Below are 16,942 nucleotides of genomic sequence, written 5' to 3'. Positions count from 1 at the left end.
CATTCGGCGGAACCCGACGGTCAGAAGATGTCCGGGCACCAGGGCCGACGGGAGGTCCGCAGCAGGGCGTCCGCGCGGGCCGCGGCCCCCGGGGTGACCTCCTCGACCCGGCCGAGGGCCGCGAGCCGCACCACCGACTCGTCACCGAGCGAGAGCGTGCCCAACTCGGCGATGTCGAGGGCGAGATCGGCCGAGGCCGTGGACGGCGCACATGTGGCGCCCTCCGGGGAGGCGTCCAGACGGTAGCGGCCGCCCGCCAGGCCGGCGGCGTCCCGCAGGTCGAGGACCAGGCTGCCGGAGGCCCCGTACGTACGGCCCTCCAGGACCCTGGCGACATCCAGCACCCGGACCCACAGCATGTCGGCCTGCGTGGTGATGTGGGCGGCCCGCGGGTCGGGCAGCAGCAGCGGGAGGAGGTCGTCGGGGGCGCGGTTGCCGGACTTGACCGTGGTGACCCAGTCGATCGAGCACAGATAGCGCCACAGCGCCCGCTCGGCCGTCGGCGTGACGGCGATCAGGTCCTTGACCTTGGCCGTGTTGAGGGGCTGCTTGGCGTCGCCCCAGGTGTCGTCGCAGGTGTAGGCGGCGAAGCCCTGGGGCTCGCCGTCCTCGTCGCGGAAGATGACGTAGAAGGGCTCGGTCCACGGGGAGTTGTGGAAGGCGAGCCCGGTCTCGACGTCCCAGCGGCGACTGTCCCGCTCGACCATCCCGGCCCGGACGCCGGCGAGCCTGCGGTGCAGGCCGGGGCCGATCTTGCGGATCTCCTCGCCGTCGGCGAACTCGATCCGTCCGCCGTCCTCGGGCCGCCCGGTGCGCCGGGGGTCGAGACCGGCGCGGCGGACGTCCACGGTCCACTCGGCCGTCCAGGTCGCGGGGCCGAAGCCGTACCGGCCGTAGATCGGGTACTCGGCGGCGATGAGCGTGGCGACCGCGTCGCCCCGCTCCTTCGCGGCGGCGAGATCGCGCGCCATCATCCGGCTGAGCAGCCCCTGCCGGCGATGCGTCGCGGAGACGGTGACGCCACTGACGGCGTCGGCGACGAGGGAGCCGCCGCCGACCGCGCTCAACTCCTGCGTGAACGAACGGAAGGTGGCGACCACGCGGCCACCGTCGAAGACACCGAGCACACGGGCGAGGTCGGTGTGCGGCAGCCGGTCGGCGACCTCCTCGTCCGTCACCACCGGCGGCCGGAGGAACCCGGCGTTGACGGCCCGAAGCCAGTCGCGGTACTCGGACTCGCCGACAGCGCGCACCTCAAGAGTCATCCTCCGAGGCTATGCCGCCCCCGCCGCCACCCGCACCCGGGTTTTCCACCGCCACCGCCCCCGCGCACCCCCGACCGACGCGAGCGCCCGCAACCGTCGTCCTTACCCAGCGCTCCCGACAACCGCCGAGCCACCGCGCACCCGCGCACCGGCTCCCGCTCGCCACCGCACACGCGCCCGCGGCCCTCGTCCGGCTGGAGTGCCTCAGATGAGGAGGTCGTCCACCTGCGCCTCGCCCTCGCGGTAGCGGCGGGCGATCTCGGCGCTGCAGTCGTCGGCCGTCCGCTGCAGCTGCTGCCGCTGCCTCGAGACCTGCTGTTCGTACCCCGCGAGCCGCCCCATCGCCGTGTGCAGTTCGTCGTCCGTCCGCGCACCGAGATCCGACAGCTCGACCTCCGAGAGCATCTCCGCCGCGAGCCGCCGGTACTCCTCGCTGCGGGGCGTCGACAGCGTCACGTGACGCGCCGAGGTCCGCAGCCGCGACGGCGCGTCCGCGAGGATCTCCGAGAGCCGGTCCAGGATCGGCGCCTCCGGATCCGTACGCCGGGCCAGCTCGGCCCGCAGGATGTCGATCCGGCCCTGCAGCATCCTCCGTACGTAGCTGAGATCGGCCTCGTCCCCCTGGGCGTCACGGCGCAGGGTGCGCAGCTCCGGCAGCCGCAGGGCGGTGAGATCGGGTGTCGGCCGTTCCGGCAGGGCGGGCTCGGCCGTCCGCTGCACGGGTGGTCGTACGGCCGCGCCGACCCTGGTCAGTTGTACGGGACCGGAAGGCGTCTGCCCGGCGCCAGGTGCACTCATGTGAATCGTCCCCTCGACCGGTGCGGAGCCGCACCGCCTGACACGCATGGTGCCACTCCCGCACGTGTGTGTGCAGGCGCTCTGCACCCGTTCAGCCCCAGATGCGTCGGTCTGTAGGTTGGTCCGTATGCGAGCAGTGGTACAGAGGGTCGACGGCGCGAGCGTCGTCGTCGCAGGGGAGACGGTCGGCGAGATCGTCGGCGAAGGACTGTGTGTGCTGGTGGGAGTCACCCATGACGACACCCCGGAGAAGGCGGCCCAGCTCGCCAGAAAGCTGTGGTCCGTCCGGATGCTGGAGGGAGAGAAATCCTGTTCGGACGTGAATGCGCCCTTGTTGGTGATTTCTCAGTTCACCCTCTACGGGGACGCCCGCAAGGGCCGTCGGCCCACCTGGAACGCCGCGGCGCCCGGGCCCGTCGCCGAACCGCTCGTCGACGAGGTGGTGGCGCAGCTGCGCGCGCTGGGCGCGCGCGTGGAAACGGGCCGGTTCGGAGCGGCCATGCGCGTCTCGCTCACGAATCACGGCCCGTTCACGGTGCTCGTCGAGGTGTAGCGGGCCCGTGGGTGCAGCGGGCCCGTAGGTGTGGCGGCTACGAGGTGGTGCGGTGGGGCTACGGCTCGACGACGGTCTCCTGCGCGGCGGCGGTGTCGCCGGCGATCAGCTCCGCGTCCACCGGCACGTTCCGCTTGACCATCGCCAGCGCGATCGGCCCCAGCTCGTGGTGGCGGGCGGAGGTGGTGATGAAGCCGAGCTGCCGCCCCTCGCCGCCGTCCGCCGCGAGCCGGATGGGGGTGCCGTGGCCCGGCAGATGGACCTCGCTGCCGTCCAGGTGCAGGAAGACCAGCCGCCGCGGCGGCTTCCCCAGGTTGTGGACACGGGCGACGGTCTCCTGACCGCGGTAGCAGCCCTTCTGCAGGTGCACCGCGCTGCCGATCCAGCCCAGCTCGTGCGGAATCGTCCGGTGGTCGGTCTCGAAGCCGAGCCGCGGCCGGTGCGCCTCGATCCGCAGCGCCTCGTACCCGAGGATCCCGGCGGCCGGTCCGTGGGAGGCCGCGAAGGACTCCAGGTCGGCGCGGGGCAGGAACAGATCGCGGCCGTGCGGGGTCTCCTGTACGACGGCGCCCGCAGGCACCTCGGCGATGGAGCCGGCCGGCAGGTGGACGACGGCGAAGTCGTCCGTACGGTCGGCGACCTCGACCCGGTAGAAGAACTTCATCGACTCCAGATAGGCGATGAGCTCGCCCTGGGTGCCGGGCTCGACGTGCGCCCAGACCGTCTCGCCGTCGTCGACGAGGTAGAGGGCATGCTCGATGTGGCCGTTGGCGGAGAGGATCAGCGCCTCGGTGGCCCGGCCGGCCGGCAGCTCGCTGACGTGCTGGGTGAGCAGCAGGTGCAGCCAGCTCAGGCGGTCGTCGCCGGTGACGGTGACGACGCCACGGTGCGAGAGATCGACGAAACCGTCGCCCGCGGCGAGGGCGCGCTGCTCACGGAACAGATCGCCGTAGTGCGCGGCGACGCCTTCGTCACGGCCTTCGGCGGGGACGGCGCCGGGCAGGGACAGCAGAGGGCTCTTCATGAGGAAAAGCCTACGACTCGGCGGCGGCGTCCTTCTCGGCGCACTCCCGGCACCGGCCGAAGATCGCGAAATGCTTCATGTCCGTCTCGAAGCCGAAGGTCTCCCGCAGCTTCCCCGTGAACTCCGCGGCCACCTCCACGTCCGCCTCGATGACGTTCGTACAGTCCCGGCAGACCAGGTGCAGATGGTGGTGCCGATCGGCGAGGTGGTACGTCGGCGCCCCGTGCCCCAGGTGGGCGTGGGACACGAGCCCGAGCTCCTCCAGGAGCTCGAGGGTCCGGTACACGGTGGAGATGTTCACACCGGACGCGGTCTTGCGGACCTCGCCGAGGATGTCGTCGGGGGTCGCATGCTCCAGCGTGTCCACGGCCTCCAGGACAAGCTGGCGCTGAGGCGTCAGCCGATAGCCGCGCTGCCGCAGGTCGCTCTTCCAGTCGGTGCTCACCACGCCCCCAGTTTGGCATCCTCCGCCCCTGAACGGGGGACGGGATCCTTCTCAGACCGCGTGCGGCCTGGTCGGTGGTTGACGCTTCGCAGACCGGGTGTCCCCGAGGTCTCCACGTCCTGACACCGCCTGCCCGGCGGCGTGATCGATGTTGCACCCCGCGTTGGTGTCCGCGTTGGCCTCGAACCCGCAATCAGGGTTCTTACAGACGAAGCGGGCCTGGTTCTCCCGGTTTCCCGGGGTGATGTAGCCGCAGGCGGAGCAGCGTCGGGAGGTGTTCGCGGCCGGGACCCTGACCACGAGGCCGCCACGGTCGACGGTCTTGTACTCCAGCATGGTCACGGTCCTGCCCCAAGCTTCCTCGGTGATCGTCCGGTTCAGCCCGGCCTTCTGTCGGACATTCCGCCCGGGGGCTTCCGCAGTTCCTCTGGCGGACTTGACCATGCTGGTGATGGCCAGGTCCTCCACACCGACGCGCGAGAACGTCTCGGCGATGTCGGTGGTGGTCTTGTGCTGCCAGTCGACCACTCGGCGCTTGGCTGTCGCGCGGAGCCTGGCGATCTGGTCGTGCGTACGGGTGAGGCGACGCGACCTCTTCTCACCGGGGTTACCGGCGCGGCGGCTGCGGTGCTTGGTCTTCTCCAGCCGGCGCAGTCGTTCGGCTTCACCCTTGGTGAGCCAGGGACCGTGGTCACGAAACGTGCCGTCGGACAGGGCGAGGGGGCGGATGACGCCCCGGTCGATGCCCACCGTCGGCCCGGCATGCGGCTCAGGTTCGGGTGCTTCGCTCTGGACGCGAAAGACGACGTGCCAGCCGTCGGCCTCCTTCACCAGCCGGGCCCCGGTGACCCGGTTGTCGCCATCGGCATGCTTGCCCACCGGGAGATCCTTGGTCCATCGGAAGCGGACGCGCCCGATCTTGGGCACCCGCATACACCCCCACCGCCGGTTCGTCCTGACGATCTGGAGGTCACGGCCCTGCGGGATGTCGATGGCCATGCGGGAGCGGAAGCGGCCCTTGAAATTCGGGGCCTGGGCGCGGCCACTCCAGCAGTTCCTCCATGCCTGGAAGTACGTCTTCAGCACGGCCTGCGCCGCCTGCGCGGGCAGGACGCCGAGCCAGGGAAGATCCTTGCGACCCTGTCGGATCGCTTCGTCAGCGGCGGCCAGGGTCCGGCGTTCCCGGGGAAGCATCGTCCACCAGTCATGAACAAGATTCCACAGAGCGCGGGCCGCATGGCCCTGCTCCTCAGCCGCCACTGCCTGGGCGGGAGTGAGAGAGAGTCTGGCCTTGTGACCACGCTGACGCTTCAACACCCCTCCCGAAGTCCCGCCCGCTGACCCATGTCGATGAGGCGACAGCCGACACCCCGATCACCGACAACTTCGAAGCCATACGGTCACGTCGGGCGCCGAGCCCAAATGACAGGATCCCTCGCATACTGGCCATAATTCGCACATCCATGCGGATTTCCGTCGTCGACTCCGACGTGGAGTGATCACCGCTACTCCCCGGCCCGTCGTAAGTCCTCGATGAGGAGATCGAGCCTGAGACGATGGTGCAGGTCTTGAAACGGCCAGTGCCCCCGCCTTCAGGCTGGGGGCACTGCCAGAATCATCGGTAGCACGGCCCGACAGTGTGGACCTCTGGCACCTCCTGGCCGGGGCCAGGAAAGTGCCTCACTTGAAGAAGGCGATGCCGTCGTCCGGCATGTCGGGGAGGTTGCGCGCCATCTCCGCGACCTCTTCCGGCGTGACGACCTTCTTCAGGTGCGCCGACATGTACGGGCGGAGCGGGACCTCGGGGGTGGCCTTCTCGCCCACCCACATCAGGTCGCCCTTGACGTAGCCGTAGAGCCGCTTGCCGCCGCTGTACGCGCCGGAGGCCGCCGTACGGGCCACGGCGTCCGTCACCAGGTCGATCTGCGGCTTCTTGTCGGCGAGCTCGCCGTACCAGATCTCCACGATGCCCTGGTCGCGGACCATGACGGTCTCGACCTTGCGGTCCTTGTCGATCCGCCAGTAGCCGCTCTCGCTCTCCAGCGGGCGGACCTGGTTTCCGTCGTTGTCCAGGACCCAGGAGTGCGAGTGGTACTCGAGGAAGTCACGGCCGTCGTGGCTGAACGTCACGGACTGGCCGAAGTTGCACTTCTCGGCACCGGGGAAGTCGGCCACGCCCGCGCCTTCCCACGTTCCGAGGAGGAACGCGAGGGGGACGAGGTCCGGGTTGAGGTCGGACGGGATCTCGATCATGAGCAGCTCTGTCGATCTGTAGAGGTGATTACCGCTGGCCCTGGTACAGCTTCTTCACGGCCAGACCGGTGAACGCGAGCACGGCGACACAGACCAGGGCCAGGAGGACTTCGAAGAAGATGATCACAGGTGCTCCTCGAATGAGCGGTGAAGGCAGAACGGGCCGGACCCCAGCTTAGTCTGCGGGGGCCCGGCCCTCTCTGTGAGGTGGGTCTAGCGCGATCAGCCCAGGAGCTGGTTCTGGAGGGTGACCGTCTGCTGGAACGGGACCTGCAGGGCCTGCCCCTTACGGGTCTGCGTGACCAGCGCGAGTGTGTCGCCCGCCTGGATGTAGGCCCAACGGGTCTGGTCGGCGTTCTGCGGCGCCTCGACGAAGGTGTAGAGAGCGGTGTACGGCACGTGGACCATGCTCGCGAACTCACTCTCCATCTTGATGCCCTCGACCCCGAGAAGCGGGCCCTCGACCGAGCCGGCCCGTACGGCGTCGTCCTTGAACGCCTCCGCGAAGGCCACCGAGTTGAACTGGAGCAGGTGGATCCGGGTCGTCGTGCCGTCGGGCATCGTCCAGCCACGGGCCGCGATGTGCCGCAGCGCGGACTCGGTCAGCGCTTCCTTCAGCGCGGCGCGGTCTTCCTCCCGGTACGTGGACAGGTACTGGTCCACGGTGGCCCAGCCGCCGTTCAGCTTCGGGTCCTGGGTGGCGCCCGCCGGGGCCGGCAGCAGGAGTTTGCGCAGGTCGGCGTGGTGGATCTCGCCCGCGTTGCCCACGGTGAAGGGGCGCTGGGTGTCGGCCGGGAGGGCCGGGAGGCTGAGCTTCGGGTACTCCCAGCGGCCGTCGCTCTCGGTCGCGAGACCGGGCACCTCATGGCGCTCCATGGAGGCGATCGCGAACGCGGTCCCGGTCCCGAGCCCGCCGCACACGAGCACGGCGGCGGTCCAGCGGGCGACGGCCCACAGGACGCGTCGCGAGGGCTTCCGGGCGGGCGCCGGCGGCGGCCCCGCGAGGGTGAGCGGGGCCTGCGGGTCCGCCGCGACCGACTGGACCTCAGGCCCAGCCGCCGGAACGGCCGGAACGGCTGGGACCGCCGGGGCCGCCGGGGCCTCCGGGACCTCCGGGGTCTCCGGGGAGGAAACCACCTCGGGCTCGACCGGGGACTCCGCGGTGGCAACCACCTCGGGTCCGGCGGTGGGCTCGACCGTCTCCGGGGCGGCGGACGCCTCCGGCGCGGACAGCACGTCCGTCTCCGGCTTCGTCTCCGTCTGCTCGGTCATACGTACTCCCCCGGGGACTTGATGTGATCGAGCTGCTTCTTCACCAGCTCCGCCACCGCGGACCTGTCGAACGGCTTGGGCCCCGCGGCGGCGACCGTGACGAGGACCTCGGCGTCGTACGCCGTGCAGACCATCCCGTCCAGCTGCTCGGCCTGCTCCTCCTTGTCCAGCCCCTTCTCCTGCGGGTACATGAAGCAGGCGGAGTTCTTGTGCCCGTCGACCTTCGGGCCCTTGGGGAACTTCAGAAGGTCGGCCGAAAGCTTTCTCCGGAGCTCGTAAGCCCCACGGATCGCCTTCTTGTCCTTCATCCGCGTGATGCGCACCGTGAACACGGTGCCCTGCTCCGGCCAGGCGTAGGAGCGGAAGGCGATCCCCTGGATGCCCAGGCGGTCGACCTCCTTCTCGTAGTCACGGCGCTTCTTGCCGGAGAGGCCCTTGCCGTCCTCCTTCAGGAGCGCCGCGGCCTCCTTCCCGCCCAGCTCGCCGTCGTTGCCGTACCCCTCCATGTCGGGGCCGAGTTCGTACGCCTCCGGTACCGGCAGCAGCATCTTGCTGAGCGGCGTCGACGCCTTCCCGCGGACGGCGTCGAGCGCCGGGTCCTTCTGCGTCTTCGACACGTCCGGCTGCTCCCACACCACCGTCGGCGCGGAGCGGTCCGCGTCGCGGACGGTGACGTTCGTGTACGCGACGCCACCGCCGACCGCTCCGAGGACGAGCACGGCGGGCAGCACGATCGTCAGGAGTCTGCGCCCCCGGCCGGACCTTCCCGGCGCCTCCGGCGGGTCGACGGGAACGGTCGCGGCGAGCACGTCCTCCGGGTCGGTCACGGTGTTCTGGTGCTCGCTCACAGGCGCCCCAACTGTCGCTCGGCCACCGAGGCGATCTCCTTCTTCGAGATCTTCTTGGTGTCGTAGATGAAGATCTCGACCGCGATGTCACCGCGGAACAGATAGGCCCGGGCCTCGTAGAGGTCCAGGTAGCCGGCCTTCTTCTGCACCGGGAACACGTAGTAGTGGCCGTTGGCCGAGCCCTTGACCGGATCGCCCGAGTTCTGGGCGTACTCCTCGTCGGGCATGTAGGCCATCTGCTCCTCGGCGTGGTCCTGCGCGCCGAGGACATCGGTGGAGCGGTACTGGACGAGGCGGATCTCGGTGGTCTTGAACTCGCCCGTCCGCCACGACGTGGTCGCGACGCGCCGGATCCTGATGTCCAGCTGGTAGCTCAACGCGCGGCCGGGCTCGTTGAACTCCATCGCGTAGTCGGCCGGCGTCTTCCAGCCGTCCTCGTCGTGGAAGTCCGTCTTCTTCGCGCCGGCCGGTTTCGGCAGCAGCAGCTTGCGCAGATCACCGTCCGTCCTGACCTTGCGGTCCTCCGCGGCCGTGAGCGGAACCGGCTTCTGGTCCCCCGGGAGCGGCTTCGGGTAGGCGAGGTCCGGCTGGTTGAGCGCGGGCAGCGGCGTCGGCTCCCGCTCGGCCTGGATTCCGTACCCCACCGCCGTACCGCCGACGATGCCGAGTACGGCGGCGACGGCGATCAGCGCGATGGTCCGGCCGACCCGGCGAGGACGCGGCGACTCGGGGTCCGAGTCCGACGTCGCGGCCAGGGCCGGGGGCGCGACCGGGGCCGGCGTCGGTGCCGGCTCCGGCGCCGTTCCGGCGTTTTCCGTTGATTCTGTGGCTTCCAAAGGGGGTCCCCCCACGAGACCTGAAGCGCAGATTCCGTAACCCGCGCACCCAACTGACCCGTGAGTGATGCATGGGGTTGCAGTGGTCCGCATTACAGTTCGGTATATGGCGAAGAAGCTCGTGATCAAGGTGACCGCCGGGGCCGACGCCCCCGAACGCTGCTCCCAGGCCTTCACCGTGGCCGCGGTCGCCGTGGCGAGCGGTGTCGAGGTCTCGCTCTGGCTGACCGGCGAGTCCTCGTGGTTCGCGCTCCCGGGACGCGCGGCCGAGTTCGAGCTGCCGCATGCCGCGCCGCTGCCGGACCTGATCGACTCGATCCTGGCGGCCGGGCGGATCACGCTCTGCACCCAGTGCGCGGCGCGCCGCGAGATCACGGAGAAGGACGTCCTGGAGGGCGTACGGATCGCCGGCGCGCAGGTCTTCGTCCAGGAGGCCATGACGGACGGCACCCAGGCGCTCGTCTACTGAGCCGGATTTCTCGGAGTCGGGCACCCTCGGGGTTCCCGGAGTTCCCGGAATCGGGGCCACGAGGCGTTCCTGGATCTAGCCCCGACGCGCCACGGGCTCAGCGCTCGTCGTGGCGCTTCCTGCCGTCGAGCTCGTCCCACCACTGGTCGGACTGCGGGTCCCCGGACGGGGCGTCCCACCAGCGGTCCTCCGGGCCGCGCCGATTCGCGACCATCGCGGCGACCGGCGGGATGACCATGGCGACCACGCACATCCCGATGGCGACCGGCATCGAGAAGAGCCGCACGACGGCCCACGCCCCGACGAAGAGCACCAGGCAGATGCCCATCATCCAGAAGTAGACGTGGCGCCGTCGCGCGTACATACCTTCAGATTACGACCGTGCGTCGGCTCCTGACAGCTCGGCGGGAGCCGAGGCCGTGTCGTCGCCGTCCCGCTTGCGCAGGGGGGCGGGAGCCGCCTCCGCCGGGGTGGCGTCCGCCCGGCCGGAGCCCGTCGCCGCCTTCCGTCCCAGCCAGACCAGCAGCAGGGCGAGGGTGCCGGCGAGCGCGGGCCAGTAGAAGTACCGGAAGTCGCCCGCGGGCACCGTCGGCACGTAGCCGGCGATGTACAGCGCCGAGCTGATCCCCAGGACACGGACCGGCATCGCGTACTGCCCGCGGCCCGGCTTGAAGGTCAGCGTGAGGGCGACGGCCAGCCAGAACCAGCCCGCGAAGAGCCACGGCAGGTCGTCGCCCATGCCGACGACGTAGTACTTGAGGATCTGCGTGCGCCGCTCCACCGGCTCACCGATTCCGGGCGCGTTCGCGATGGTCCCGTCCTGGTACGTGTACCGGCCCTGGAACATCACCTTGGAGAAGACCTGGAGGCGGTACTGGGCGTACTCGGGCAGGTGACTCGGGATCTCGCTGATCCACATGTCGGTCAGCTCGTCCGCGTGCCGGCCCAGCTCGGTCAGGCCCAGGGACGTGTCACGCGGGTAGCAGCGCCAGTAGGCGTCGGACAGGTTCTTCTCGGGCTGGCACCGCTTGGTCGTGGTGACCATGGCCTCCTGGAAGTCCGGCGACGTCGCCGCCTTTCCGGCCGCCGCCCGCACCTCCTTCACGGTCAGGACGTGCACCAGGTCGTCGAGCAGGATCTGCGAGAACTGGCGGGTCTCCAGCGGCTTCGCGACGGCGGAGACGACTCCGCTCGCCACGGCGGCGGTGGCGATCAGGGCTCCGACCGAGATCAGCCACTTCCGCCGTCCGGGCGTGGGCCACAGGGAGCGTACGAGCAGGTAGAAGACCGGGATGCCGGCCAGCAGCGCGTTCTTGCGGGCCAGGATCGCGTAGGTGATGAGGATCGCCCCGAGCGCCAGCAGCAGCCACCGCGTGACGGTGCGGTCGGCCGGCAGATCACGGGCGACGAAGGCGATCGCGCAGGCGGCGAGGAGGGCGAACGCCATCTGGACGTCCTTCCACACCACACCGGTGAAGGTGATGATGTGCGGAGCCAGTCCGATGGCGAGGATCGCGAGGGAGCCGCCACGCTTGCCGGTGCGCGCCCAGACCCGCCAGGCGATGACCCACAGCGCCGCCCACAGGACGGCGGACTGCAGGGCGGCCATGGCGCCGGGGCTGCCGGTCACGTCGATGAGCGCCCGCCACAGCAGGGCCATCACGGGCGGGTGCCAGTCCGTCACGGGCGTCTTGCCCAGCGCCTGCTGGAGCTGGTCGACGCTGTCGAGGCTCAGGTAACCGGGGGAGAACAGCATGGCCGTGCCCCAGCCGCAGAACGCGGCGATGGCGGCGAGACCCCAGGGCCAGAGCGGACGATCCGACAGATTTGACCACATCCGTGAGATCGGTCGCACGGGTCGCTCAGGTGTCATGAGGCGGGAGCCTAACAGCACAAGGTCAACACGCCGCACGCACCGAACGCCCATCGGGTGAACGCTGAGGAGTCGCCTTGACCGGGCTCCATCAGGTCCTCCGAGGCGCTACGCCGCCTGGAAGACATAGCGCCGGTAGACGACGAACCGGACCAGTGTGGCCACGGCCCAGCCGAAGAGCCGGGTGACGTTGTCGGTCAGCGCGGAGTCGAATCCCAGCGCGCGCGACAGGTAGACCGGGGCGGCCGTGATCACGATTCCGGCGAGGTTCACGAGGACGAAGACGACGACCTCGCGCGGCGACGTCTCCGAGCGCTGGTCGCGGTAGGTCCAGTGGCGGTTGCCTATCCAGCCGACCACCATGGCCGCCGCCGTGGCGACCACCGATGCCAGGACCGGCATGGACGCCATGGGCCCGGCACCCACCCCGGGAAGGCCGAAGACGAGCAGGTTGAAGCCGCCGGCGTCCACGACGAAGGCGACGGCCCCGACGACCCCGAACTTGGCGACTTCCCGCCACAGACCGCGGATGACGTCACGCAGGCGGAGGCGAAGGGACAGTTGATCGGACATGAAAAGGAGCCTAGCCGCAGGGTATTCTCACGTGACTCCACCCATGACCACTCGTGGTCTCTGGATGCCCCCCACCGCCTCGCGGGGATTCCACAAGTCTAAAGGATCAACAGATGAGACCCACGATCGCCTGCGTCGTCCCCTGCTACAACGAGGAGGCGGCCATCGGCAAGGTGGTCCGTGATCTCCGGGCAGCGCTGCCCGAGGCCGAGATATACGTCTATGACAACGCCTCGACCGACCGCACGGTGGAAGTCGCCCTCGAGGCCGGCGCGATCGTCCGGCACGAGAAGCGCAAGGGCAAGGGCAACGTCATCCGTCGCGCCTTCGCGGACGTCGACGCGGACGCGCTGCTCATCATCGACGGCGACGACACGTACGACGCGTCGCGCGCCCGTGATCTGGTCGACCTGCTCTTCGAGGGCCCCTACGACCACGTCGTCGGCGCCCGTCGCGAGACGGTCGAGGGTGCGTACCGTCCGGGTCACGCGGTCGGCAACAAGATGCTGACGGGTGCCGTCCGTACGCTCTTCGGCAACGACGTCACCGACATGCTGAGCGGCTACCGCGTCTTCTCGCGCCGCTACATCAAGTCCTTCCCGGCCCTGTCGCACGAGTTCGAGACCGAGACCGAGATGACGGTCCACGCGCTCAACCTGCGGCTCCCCACGGCGGAACTGCCCGTCGACTTCAAGGACCGCCCGGCCGGCAGCGAGAGCAAGCTGCGCACCTACCGTGACGGCTGGCGCATCCTCAAGATGATCCTCGGCCTGGCCCGTCGTCAGCGCCCGTCGCTCTTCCACAGCGTGCTCGCCGGTCTGCTCGCCCTCGTCTCCCTGGGCCTCGGTACGCCGGTCATCGTCGACTACATCAACACGGGCGAGGTGCCGCGCTTCCCCACGGCCATCCTCGCTGCGGCGATCATGACCATCGCGGTGCTCGTGCTGCTGGTGGGGTACATCCTCGAGTCGTTCATGCACCTGCGCCAGGAGCAGTCCCGTCTCGCCCACCTCGCGTACCCGGCGCCGAGCCGCTCCCCCAAGGGCTTCGACCTGGACAAGACGCCGCGCGAGCAGGAAGACACGCTGGCCCGCTCGTAGTTCACCGTGACATGCGGAACAGCCCCCGCCGGGCGTACCCGGCGGGGGCTGTTCCGTTCGGCACGAAGGGCCGCACCTGATGGTTCGGTGGCGTCCAACCCCCGGAAGGTGCGGCCCTTCGGCCTGTTCGCGTCGCGGCGTCACACCGCGATGGCGACCTCCGCGAGACCACCCTGCTGGGCCACGACCTGGCGGTCGGCGGTGCCGCCGGGAACCAGGGCGCGAACGGTCCAGGTGCCCTCGGCCGCGTAGAAGCGGAACTGGCCGGTGGCGGAGGTCGGGACCTCCGCGGTGAACTCGCCGGTCGAGTCCAGGAGGCGGACGTAACCGGTGACGGGCTGGCCGTCCTTGGTCACGAAGCCCTGGATGGTGGTCTCACCGGGCTTGATCGTCGAGGCGTCGGGGCCGCCGGGCTGCGCACCACACATGTCTTCTGTCCTTACGGTCGGGGAGGTCCGGGGAGGGGTCCGGAGACTTACTTGTTGGCGCCGAGCTCGATCGGCACGCCGACGAGGGAGCCGTACTCGGTCCACGAGCCGTCGTAGTTCTTGACGTTCTCGACACCGAGCAGCTCGTGCAGCACGAACCAGGTCAGCGCGGAGCGCTCACCGATGCGGCAGTAGGCGATGGTGTCCTTCGCCAGATCGACCTGCTCGTCCTCGTAGAGGGCCTTGAGCTCGTCGTCCGACTTGAAGGTGCCGTCGTCGTTGGCGTTCTTCGACCACGGGATGTTGCGGGCGCTCGGCACGTGGCCGGGGCGCTGCGACTGCTCCTGCGGGAGGTGGGCCGGGGCGAGCAGCTTGCCGGAGAACTCGTCGGGCGAACGCACGTCGACCAGGTTCTGGGCGCCGATCGCGGACACGACGTCGTCGCGGAAGGCGCGGATCGAGGTGTCCTGGGCCTTGGCCTTGTACTCGGTGGCCGGGCGGGCAGGTACGTCGGAACCGTCGACGAGGTCGCGGGAGTCGAGCTCCCACTTCTTGCGGCCGCCGTCGAGGAGCTTGACGTCCTGGTGACCGTAGAGCTTGAAGTACCAGTAGGCGTAGGAGGCGAACCAGTTGTTGTTGCCGCCGTAGAGGACGACCGTGGTGTCGTTACCGATGCCCTTGGCCGAGAGGAGCTTCTCGAAGCCCTCCTGGTCGATGAAGTCGCGGCGGACCGGGTCCTGAAGGTCCTTGGTCCAGTCGATCCGGATCGCGTTGCGGATGTGGTTCTTCTCGTACGCCGAGGTGTCCTCGTCGACCTCGACGACGGCCACCTGCGGGTTGTCGAGGTTCGCCTCGACCCAGTCGGCGTCTACCAGGACGTCGCTGCGGCTCATGCTGTTTCTCCTCCGGGGCAGTGTTCGGCGGTGTGGCGCAAGGTGGTGCAGGTACGCGTCATCGCTTGTACGAGGTCAGGTACGGCTGCACGGGGTGGCCCCGACGGTTCGTCGAAGGGCCTGAGGAATGCGGGAATCGGGCGTCCCGCTCAGACGGAGCGACAGAGCATGGCGGCGACGCGGCACAGGTCTACTGCCCGCCGCTTCGTGAGTTCCGCCTGTCGCTTCATGCCCACGATCGTAGGGACGGACAGGCGGCCGTGTCACCGGTGTGTCGTATTTTGAGACGCGATCGTCCGAGATGCGAGACGCGATCACGTGGAAACGGGTCGCCGCCCCGGTCCGGACCAGGCTGTCCCGGTCCTGCTTCTACGGATCGGACGGGACCGTCTCACCATGTGGAGAAAGGGCGTTCGAGGGGGCGGATCAGCCCGCCAGCACGACGTCCTTGCCGGTCACGGCGACGGCCAGGCCGTCCTCGCGGGCCTCGACCTTCTCCAGCTTCATGCCCGCCGGCAGTCCGCCGATCTCCCGGTCGAAGTCGGTGCGCTTGCGGACGAGGTCCTCGAGGCCGGGGATGCCGTCGCCGGGCACCTTGTCGGCCCGCACCCGGATCGTGTCCCCGTCGACCAGCGTCACCGTGGAGACGACGCTCCTGGTGACCGTGCGGCCCAGGACCTCGACCCCGCCCGTGACCTTCAGCTTGCCGTTGCCGCCGTAGGCGACCTTCACCTCGCGCTCGGAGGCCGCGGCGAGGTCCTCGTACGAGATCAGCGCGGTCCCGCTGACACTGCCTGCGCGGGCGCTCGTGTAGTCGCCGTTCAGCGTCACGTCGTGGAACGCGGCGGACAACTCGCCGATCCGGATCTTCCGGCCGCCGGCCGTGGCCTCGACGCCGGTCAGCTTCACGTCGACCTCGTCGAGACGCCGGTCCATGATCTGGGTCAGGAACGGGAAGCCCTTGATGTCGACATCGGTCGACCCGGAGCGGGCCGGGCCGAGCCGCACCCGGTCGGCGGCCTCCGACTCCGCGTAATTGACCGCCAGCCGGTCGATGCCGACGAAGATCCCGCCGAGCACGACGGCCACGATCAGCAGTACGCGCAGTGCTCGCACGAGCTGTCCCCCCAAGAAAGTCTCCGGCCCCCCGACACGAAGATCGACGTGTCGGAGGGCCGGATGGTTCCCGCGGGCGTGTGACGAGCGCTACGCGAGCGCACGACCCAGCAGGTAGACCGCGGGTGCGGCGGCCGTCAGCGGAAGCGCCACGCCTGCGGTCATGTGGACGAAGCGGGACGGGTAGTCGTAGCTCGCGGCCCGCAGCCCGACGAGCGCGCACACCCCGGCGCCGAGACCGAGCAGCGCGCCGGAGGCGCCCAGGTCGGTGAACCCGCCGGCCGCGATCCCGGCGCCCGCGGCGGCGAGGAGCGCCACGACGACGGAGGCGGCGCCGGACAGCGGGAGCGCCCGGGCGAGGACGGCGGCCGCGACCGCGGCCCCGCCGACGACCACGGCGTCCGGGGCGGCACCGAGGTGTCCGGTGGCCACGACGGTCAGCGCGGCCGACGCGACGGTCGCCATCAGGCCGTACATGCGCTCGTCGGGATCGGCGTGGCTGCGCAGCTGGAGGACGAGGGTGAGCAGCACCCAGACGCCGAGGGTGCCCATGATCGCGGCGGGGGCGTTCTCCCGGCCGGCGGCGAGCAGCGCGACATCGGCGGTCAGGCCGCCGGCGAAGGCGAGGGCGATGCCCTGCCGGGCCGGCCACATGCCGTTGAGCCGGAACCAGCCGGCGGCGGTGACGGCCTGGAGCAGGACGAGCGGCACGAGCAGCGCGTACGGGCCGACCGCCGCGCCGGCGGCGAGCAGGACGGCGAGGACCGCGGTGAGGGCGGCCGGCTGCATCCCCGGCTCGATGATCGGCGAGCGGCCCTCGGCCCTGGCGCGCTGGGCGTCGGTGATCCGGGCGTTGCCGCCGGTGGTGGGGGTGGAGTACTCGGGCGCCGCGGTCGCCGGCCCGGCGGCCGGCTCCGGGTGGGCGGCCGGGGTCTCGGGCGGCAGCGCCTGAGCGGCGGGCTGCGGAGGCAGGTAGGCGGTGTCCGCGGCGAAGGGCTGGACCACCGGCTGGTACTGGGTGTCCCAGGTCTGGCCCTCCCACGTCTGCGTGACGTGGGGGTCCTGATACTGCTGCTGGACGTACGGCTGCCCGCCGTACTCCTGCCGGCCCTGCTGCTGCCCGTACTGCTGCTGACCCTCGTACGGGTCGTGGCCCGGATCGTACGGCTGCTGCTGATCGCTGCTCATGCTGTGCG

At 70.1% G+C, this 16,942-nt stretch carries 20 protein-coding genes; 3 read left to right on the top strand and 17 right to left on the bottom strand.

Annotated elements, in window-relative coordinates:
• Positions 1-20 precede the first annotated feature (20 nt).
• Both ACFQ7Q_RS04390 and ACFQ7Q_RS04385 read right to left on the bottom strand, forming a co-directional pair.
• On the bottom strand, positions 21-1,265 hold the full coding sequence (locus ACFQ7Q_RS04390; protein WP_383549721.1) for a GNAT family N-acetyltransferase: 1,245 nt from the start codon (positions 1,263-1,265) through the stop codon (positions 21-23).
• A gap of 204 nt (positions 1,266-1,469) precedes the next feature.
• Positions 1,470-2,063, bottom strand: a complete 594-nt coding sequence (locus ACFQ7Q_RS04385; protein WP_383549718.1) for an ABC transporter substrate-binding protein — start codon at positions 2,061-2,063, stop codon at positions 1,470-1,472.
• Positions 2,064-2,190: 127 nt separating this feature from the next.
• Here ACFQ7Q_RS04385 and dtd point away from each other — a divergent pair, with 127 nt between their 5' ends.
• Positions 2,191-2,616 carry a D-aminoacyl-tRNA deacylase gene (gene dtd / locus ACFQ7Q_RS04380; RefSeq protein ID WP_383549714.1) on the top strand — a complete coding sequence of 142 codons (426 nt, stop codon included), beginning with the start codon at positions 2,191-2,193 and terminating at the stop codon, positions 2,614-2,616.
• 58 nt (positions 2,617-2,674) lie between these two features.
• Here dtd and ACFQ7Q_RS04375 read toward each other — a convergent pair whose 3' ends face one another.
• The 7 genes from ACFQ7Q_RS04375 to ACFQ7Q_RS04345 all read right to left on the bottom strand — a co-directional run bounded on the left by ACFQ7Q_RS04375 (position 2,675) and on the right by ACFQ7Q_RS04345 (position 9,294).
• Positions 2,675-3,640 carry a YgfZ/GcvT domain-containing protein gene (locus ACFQ7Q_RS04375; protein WP_383549711.1) on the bottom strand — a complete coding sequence of 322 codons (966 nt, stop codon included), beginning with the start codon at positions 3,638-3,640 and terminating at the stop codon, positions 2,675-2,677.
• 10 nt (positions 3,641-3,650) lie between these two features.
• Positions 3,651-4,088 carry a Fur family transcriptional regulator gene (locus tag ACFQ7Q_RS04370; protein WP_383549708.1) on the bottom strand — a complete coding sequence of 146 codons (438 nt, stop codon included), beginning with the start codon at positions 4,086-4,088 and terminating at the stop codon, positions 3,651-3,653.
• A gap of 48 nt (positions 4,089-4,136) precedes the next feature.
• Positions 4,137-5,399: an RNA-guided endonuclease InsQ/TnpB family protein gene (locus ACFQ7Q_RS04365; protein WP_383549705.1), complete on the bottom strand. Its 1,263-nt coding sequence runs from the start codon at positions 5,397-5,399 to the stop codon at positions 4,137-4,139.
• A gap of 366 nt (positions 5,400-5,765) precedes the next feature.
• A complete protein-coding gene (locus ACFQ7Q_RS04360; RefSeq protein ID WP_383549702.1) occupies positions 5,766-6,338 on the bottom strand; it encodes an FABP family protein in 573 nt (190 codons plus the stop codon).
• A gap of 222 nt (positions 6,339-6,560) precedes the next feature.
• On the bottom strand, positions 6,561-7,610 hold the full coding sequence (locus tag ACFQ7Q_RS04355; protein WP_383549699.1) for a hypothetical protein: 1,050 nt from the start codon (positions 7,608-7,610) through the stop codon (positions 6,561-6,563).
• A complete protein-coding gene (locus tag ACFQ7Q_RS04350; protein ID WP_383549697.1) occupies positions 7,607-8,458 on the bottom strand; it encodes a hypothetical protein in 852 nt (283 codons plus the stop codon). Before ACFQ7Q_RS04350 ends, ACFQ7Q_RS04355 begins: the two co-directional genes overlap by 4 nt.
• Entirely contained in the window at positions 8,455-9,294 is an 840-nt protein-coding gene (locus tag ACFQ7Q_RS04345; protein WP_383549695.1) for a hypothetical protein, read from the bottom strand. Before ACFQ7Q_RS04345 ends, ACFQ7Q_RS04350 begins: the two co-directional genes overlap by 4 nt.
• Before the next feature lie 106 nt (positions 9,295-9,400).
• Here ACFQ7Q_RS04345 and ACFQ7Q_RS04340 point away from each other — a divergent pair, with 106 nt between their 5' ends.
• Positions 9,401-9,763, top strand: coding sequence for a DsrE family protein (locus ACFQ7Q_RS04340; RefSeq protein WP_137994334.1), 363 nt, complete (start codon positions 9,401-9,403; stop codon positions 9,761-9,763).
• A gap of 97 nt (positions 9,764-9,860) precedes the next feature.
• Here ACFQ7Q_RS04340 and ACFQ7Q_RS04335 read toward each other — a convergent pair whose 3' ends face one another.
• From ACFQ7Q_RS04335 to ACFQ7Q_RS04325, 3 genes are all read right to left on the bottom strand, one after another.
• Positions 9,861-10,127 (bottom strand): DUF3099 domain-containing protein, encoded by a 267-nt coding sequence (locus tag ACFQ7Q_RS04335; protein WP_383549691.1) that lies wholly within the window; start codon positions 10,125-10,127, stop codon positions 9,861-9,863.
• 9 nt (positions 10,128-10,136) lie between these two features.
• Positions 10,137-11,636, bottom strand: coding sequence for a hypothetical protein (locus ACFQ7Q_RS04330; RefSeq protein WP_383549688.1), 1,500 nt, complete (start codon positions 11,634-11,636; stop codon positions 10,137-10,139).
• Between the two features lie 108 nt (positions 11,637-11,744).
• The gene (locus ACFQ7Q_RS04325) at positions 11,745-12,209 is read right to left on the bottom strand and encodes a GtrA family protein (protein ID WP_383549685.1); all 465 of its coding nucleotides are present in this window, start codon (positions 12,207-12,209) and stop codon (positions 11,745-11,747) included.
• Between the two features lie 113 nt (positions 12,210-12,322).
• Here ACFQ7Q_RS04325 and ACFQ7Q_RS04320 point away from each other — a divergent pair, with 113 nt between their 5' ends.
• Entirely contained in the window at positions 12,323-13,309 is a 987-nt protein-coding gene (locus tag ACFQ7Q_RS04320) for a glycosyltransferase (protein ID WP_383549682.1), read from the top strand.
• A gap of 140 nt (positions 13,310-13,449) precedes the next feature.
• Here ACFQ7Q_RS04320 and ACFQ7Q_RS04315 read toward each other — a convergent pair whose 3' ends face one another.
• From ACFQ7Q_RS04315 to ACFQ7Q_RS04295, 5 genes are all read right to left on the bottom strand, one after another.
• Positions 13,450-13,737: a DUF1416 domain-containing protein gene (locus ACFQ7Q_RS04315; protein WP_073819964.1), complete on the bottom strand. Its 288-nt coding sequence runs from the start codon at positions 13,735-13,737 to the stop codon at positions 13,450-13,452.
• Positions 13,738-13,784: 47 nt separating this feature from the next.
• Positions 13,785-14,630, bottom strand: a complete 846-nt coding sequence (locus ACFQ7Q_RS04310; RefSeq protein ID WP_383549679.1) for a sulfurtransferase — start codon at positions 14,628-14,630, stop codon at positions 13,785-13,787.
• 149 nt (positions 14,631-14,779) lie between these two features.
• Positions 14,780-14,860, bottom strand: a complete 81-nt coding sequence (locus tag ACFQ7Q_RS04305) for an Ms5788A family Cys-rich leader peptide (protein WP_352021666.1) — start codon at positions 14,858-14,860, stop codon at positions 14,780-14,782.
• Between the two features lie 196 nt (positions 14,861-15,056).
• Complete coding sequence (locus ACFQ7Q_RS04300) at positions 15,057-15,746, bottom strand: DUF2993 domain-containing protein (RefSeq protein ID WP_383549676.1); 690 nt, start codon at positions 15,744-15,746, stop codon at positions 15,057-15,059.
• A 90-nt stretch (positions 15,747-15,836) separates the two neighbouring features.
• On the bottom strand, positions 15,837-16,934 hold the full coding sequence (locus tag ACFQ7Q_RS04295) for a hypothetical protein (protein WP_383549673.1): 1,098 nt from the start codon (positions 16,932-16,934) through the stop codon (positions 15,837-15,839).
• Between the last annotated feature and the right edge of the window lie 8 nt (positions 16,935-16,942).

This window comes from Streptomyces sp. NPDC056527 (assembly GCF_042794475.1).
Classification (GTDB): Bacteria; Actinomycetota; Actinomycetes; order Streptomycetales; family Streptomycetaceae; genus Streptomyces.
The sequence above is the reverse complement of the archived record's forward strand: the minus strand, read 5'-3'. Positions and strand labels throughout refer to the sequence as shown.

Bases quoted from the DNA above. Each gene is read 5' to 3' on its own strand.
- dtd (WP_383549714.1), top strand. From the start codon at position 2,191: ATGCGAGCAGTGGTACAGAGGGTCGACGGCGCGAGCGTCGTCGTCGCA.
- ACFQ7Q_RS04355 (WP_383549699.1), bottom strand. From the start codon at position 7,610: ATGACCGAGCAGACGGAGACGAAGCCGGAGACGGACGTGCTGTCCGCG.
- ACFQ7Q_RS04385 (WP_383549718.1), bottom strand. From the start codon at position 2,063: ATGAGTGCACCTGGCGCCGGGCAGACGCCTTCCGGTCCCGTACAACTG.
- ACFQ7Q_RS04340 (WP_137994334.1), top strand. From the start codon at position 9,401: ATGGCGAAGAAGCTCGTGATCAAGGTGACCGCCGGGGCCGACGCCCCC.
- ACFQ7Q_RS04320 (WP_383549682.1), top strand. From the start codon at position 12,323: ATGAGACCCACGATCGCCTGCGTCGTCCCCTGCTACAACGAGGAGGCG.
- ACFQ7Q_RS04315 (WP_073819964.1), bottom strand. From the start codon at position 13,737: ATGTGTGGTGCGCAGCCCGGCGGCCCCGACGCCTCGACGATCAAGCCC.
- ACFQ7Q_RS04325 (WP_383549685.1), bottom strand. From the start codon at position 12,209: ATGTCCGATCAACTGTCCCTTCGCCTCCGCCTGCGTGACGTCATCCGC.
- ACFQ7Q_RS04305 (WP_352021666.1), bottom strand. From the start codon at position 14,860: ATGAAGCGACAGGCGGAACTCACGAAGCGGCGGGCAGTAGACCTGTGC.
- ACFQ7Q_RS04375 (WP_383549711.1), bottom strand. From the start codon at position 3,640: ATGAAGAGCCCTCTGCTGTCCCTGCCCGGCGCCGTCCCCGCCGAAGGC.
- ACFQ7Q_RS04295 (WP_383549673.1), bottom strand. From the start codon at position 16,934: ATGAGCAGCGATCAGCAGCAGCCGTACGATCCGGGCCACGACCCGTAC.
- ACFQ7Q_RS04330 (WP_383549688.1), bottom strand. From the start codon at position 11,636: ATGACACCTGAGCGACCCGTGCGACCGATCTCACGGATGTGGTCAAAT.
- ACFQ7Q_RS04390 (WP_383549721.1), bottom strand. From the start codon at position 1,265: ATGACTCTTGAGGTGCGCGCTGTCGGCGAGTCCGAGTACCGCGACTGG.
- ACFQ7Q_RS04310 (WP_383549679.1), bottom strand. From the start codon at position 14,630: ATGAGCCGCAGCGACGTCCTGGTAGACGCCGACTGGGTCGAGGCGAAC.
- ACFQ7Q_RS04335 (WP_383549691.1), bottom strand. From the start codon at position 10,127: ATGTACGCGCGACGGCGCCACGTCTACTTCTGGATGATGGGCATCTGC.
- ACFQ7Q_RS04360 (WP_383549702.1), bottom strand. From the start codon at position 6,338: ATGATCGAGATCCCGTCCGACCTCAACCCGGACCTCGTCCCCCTCGCG.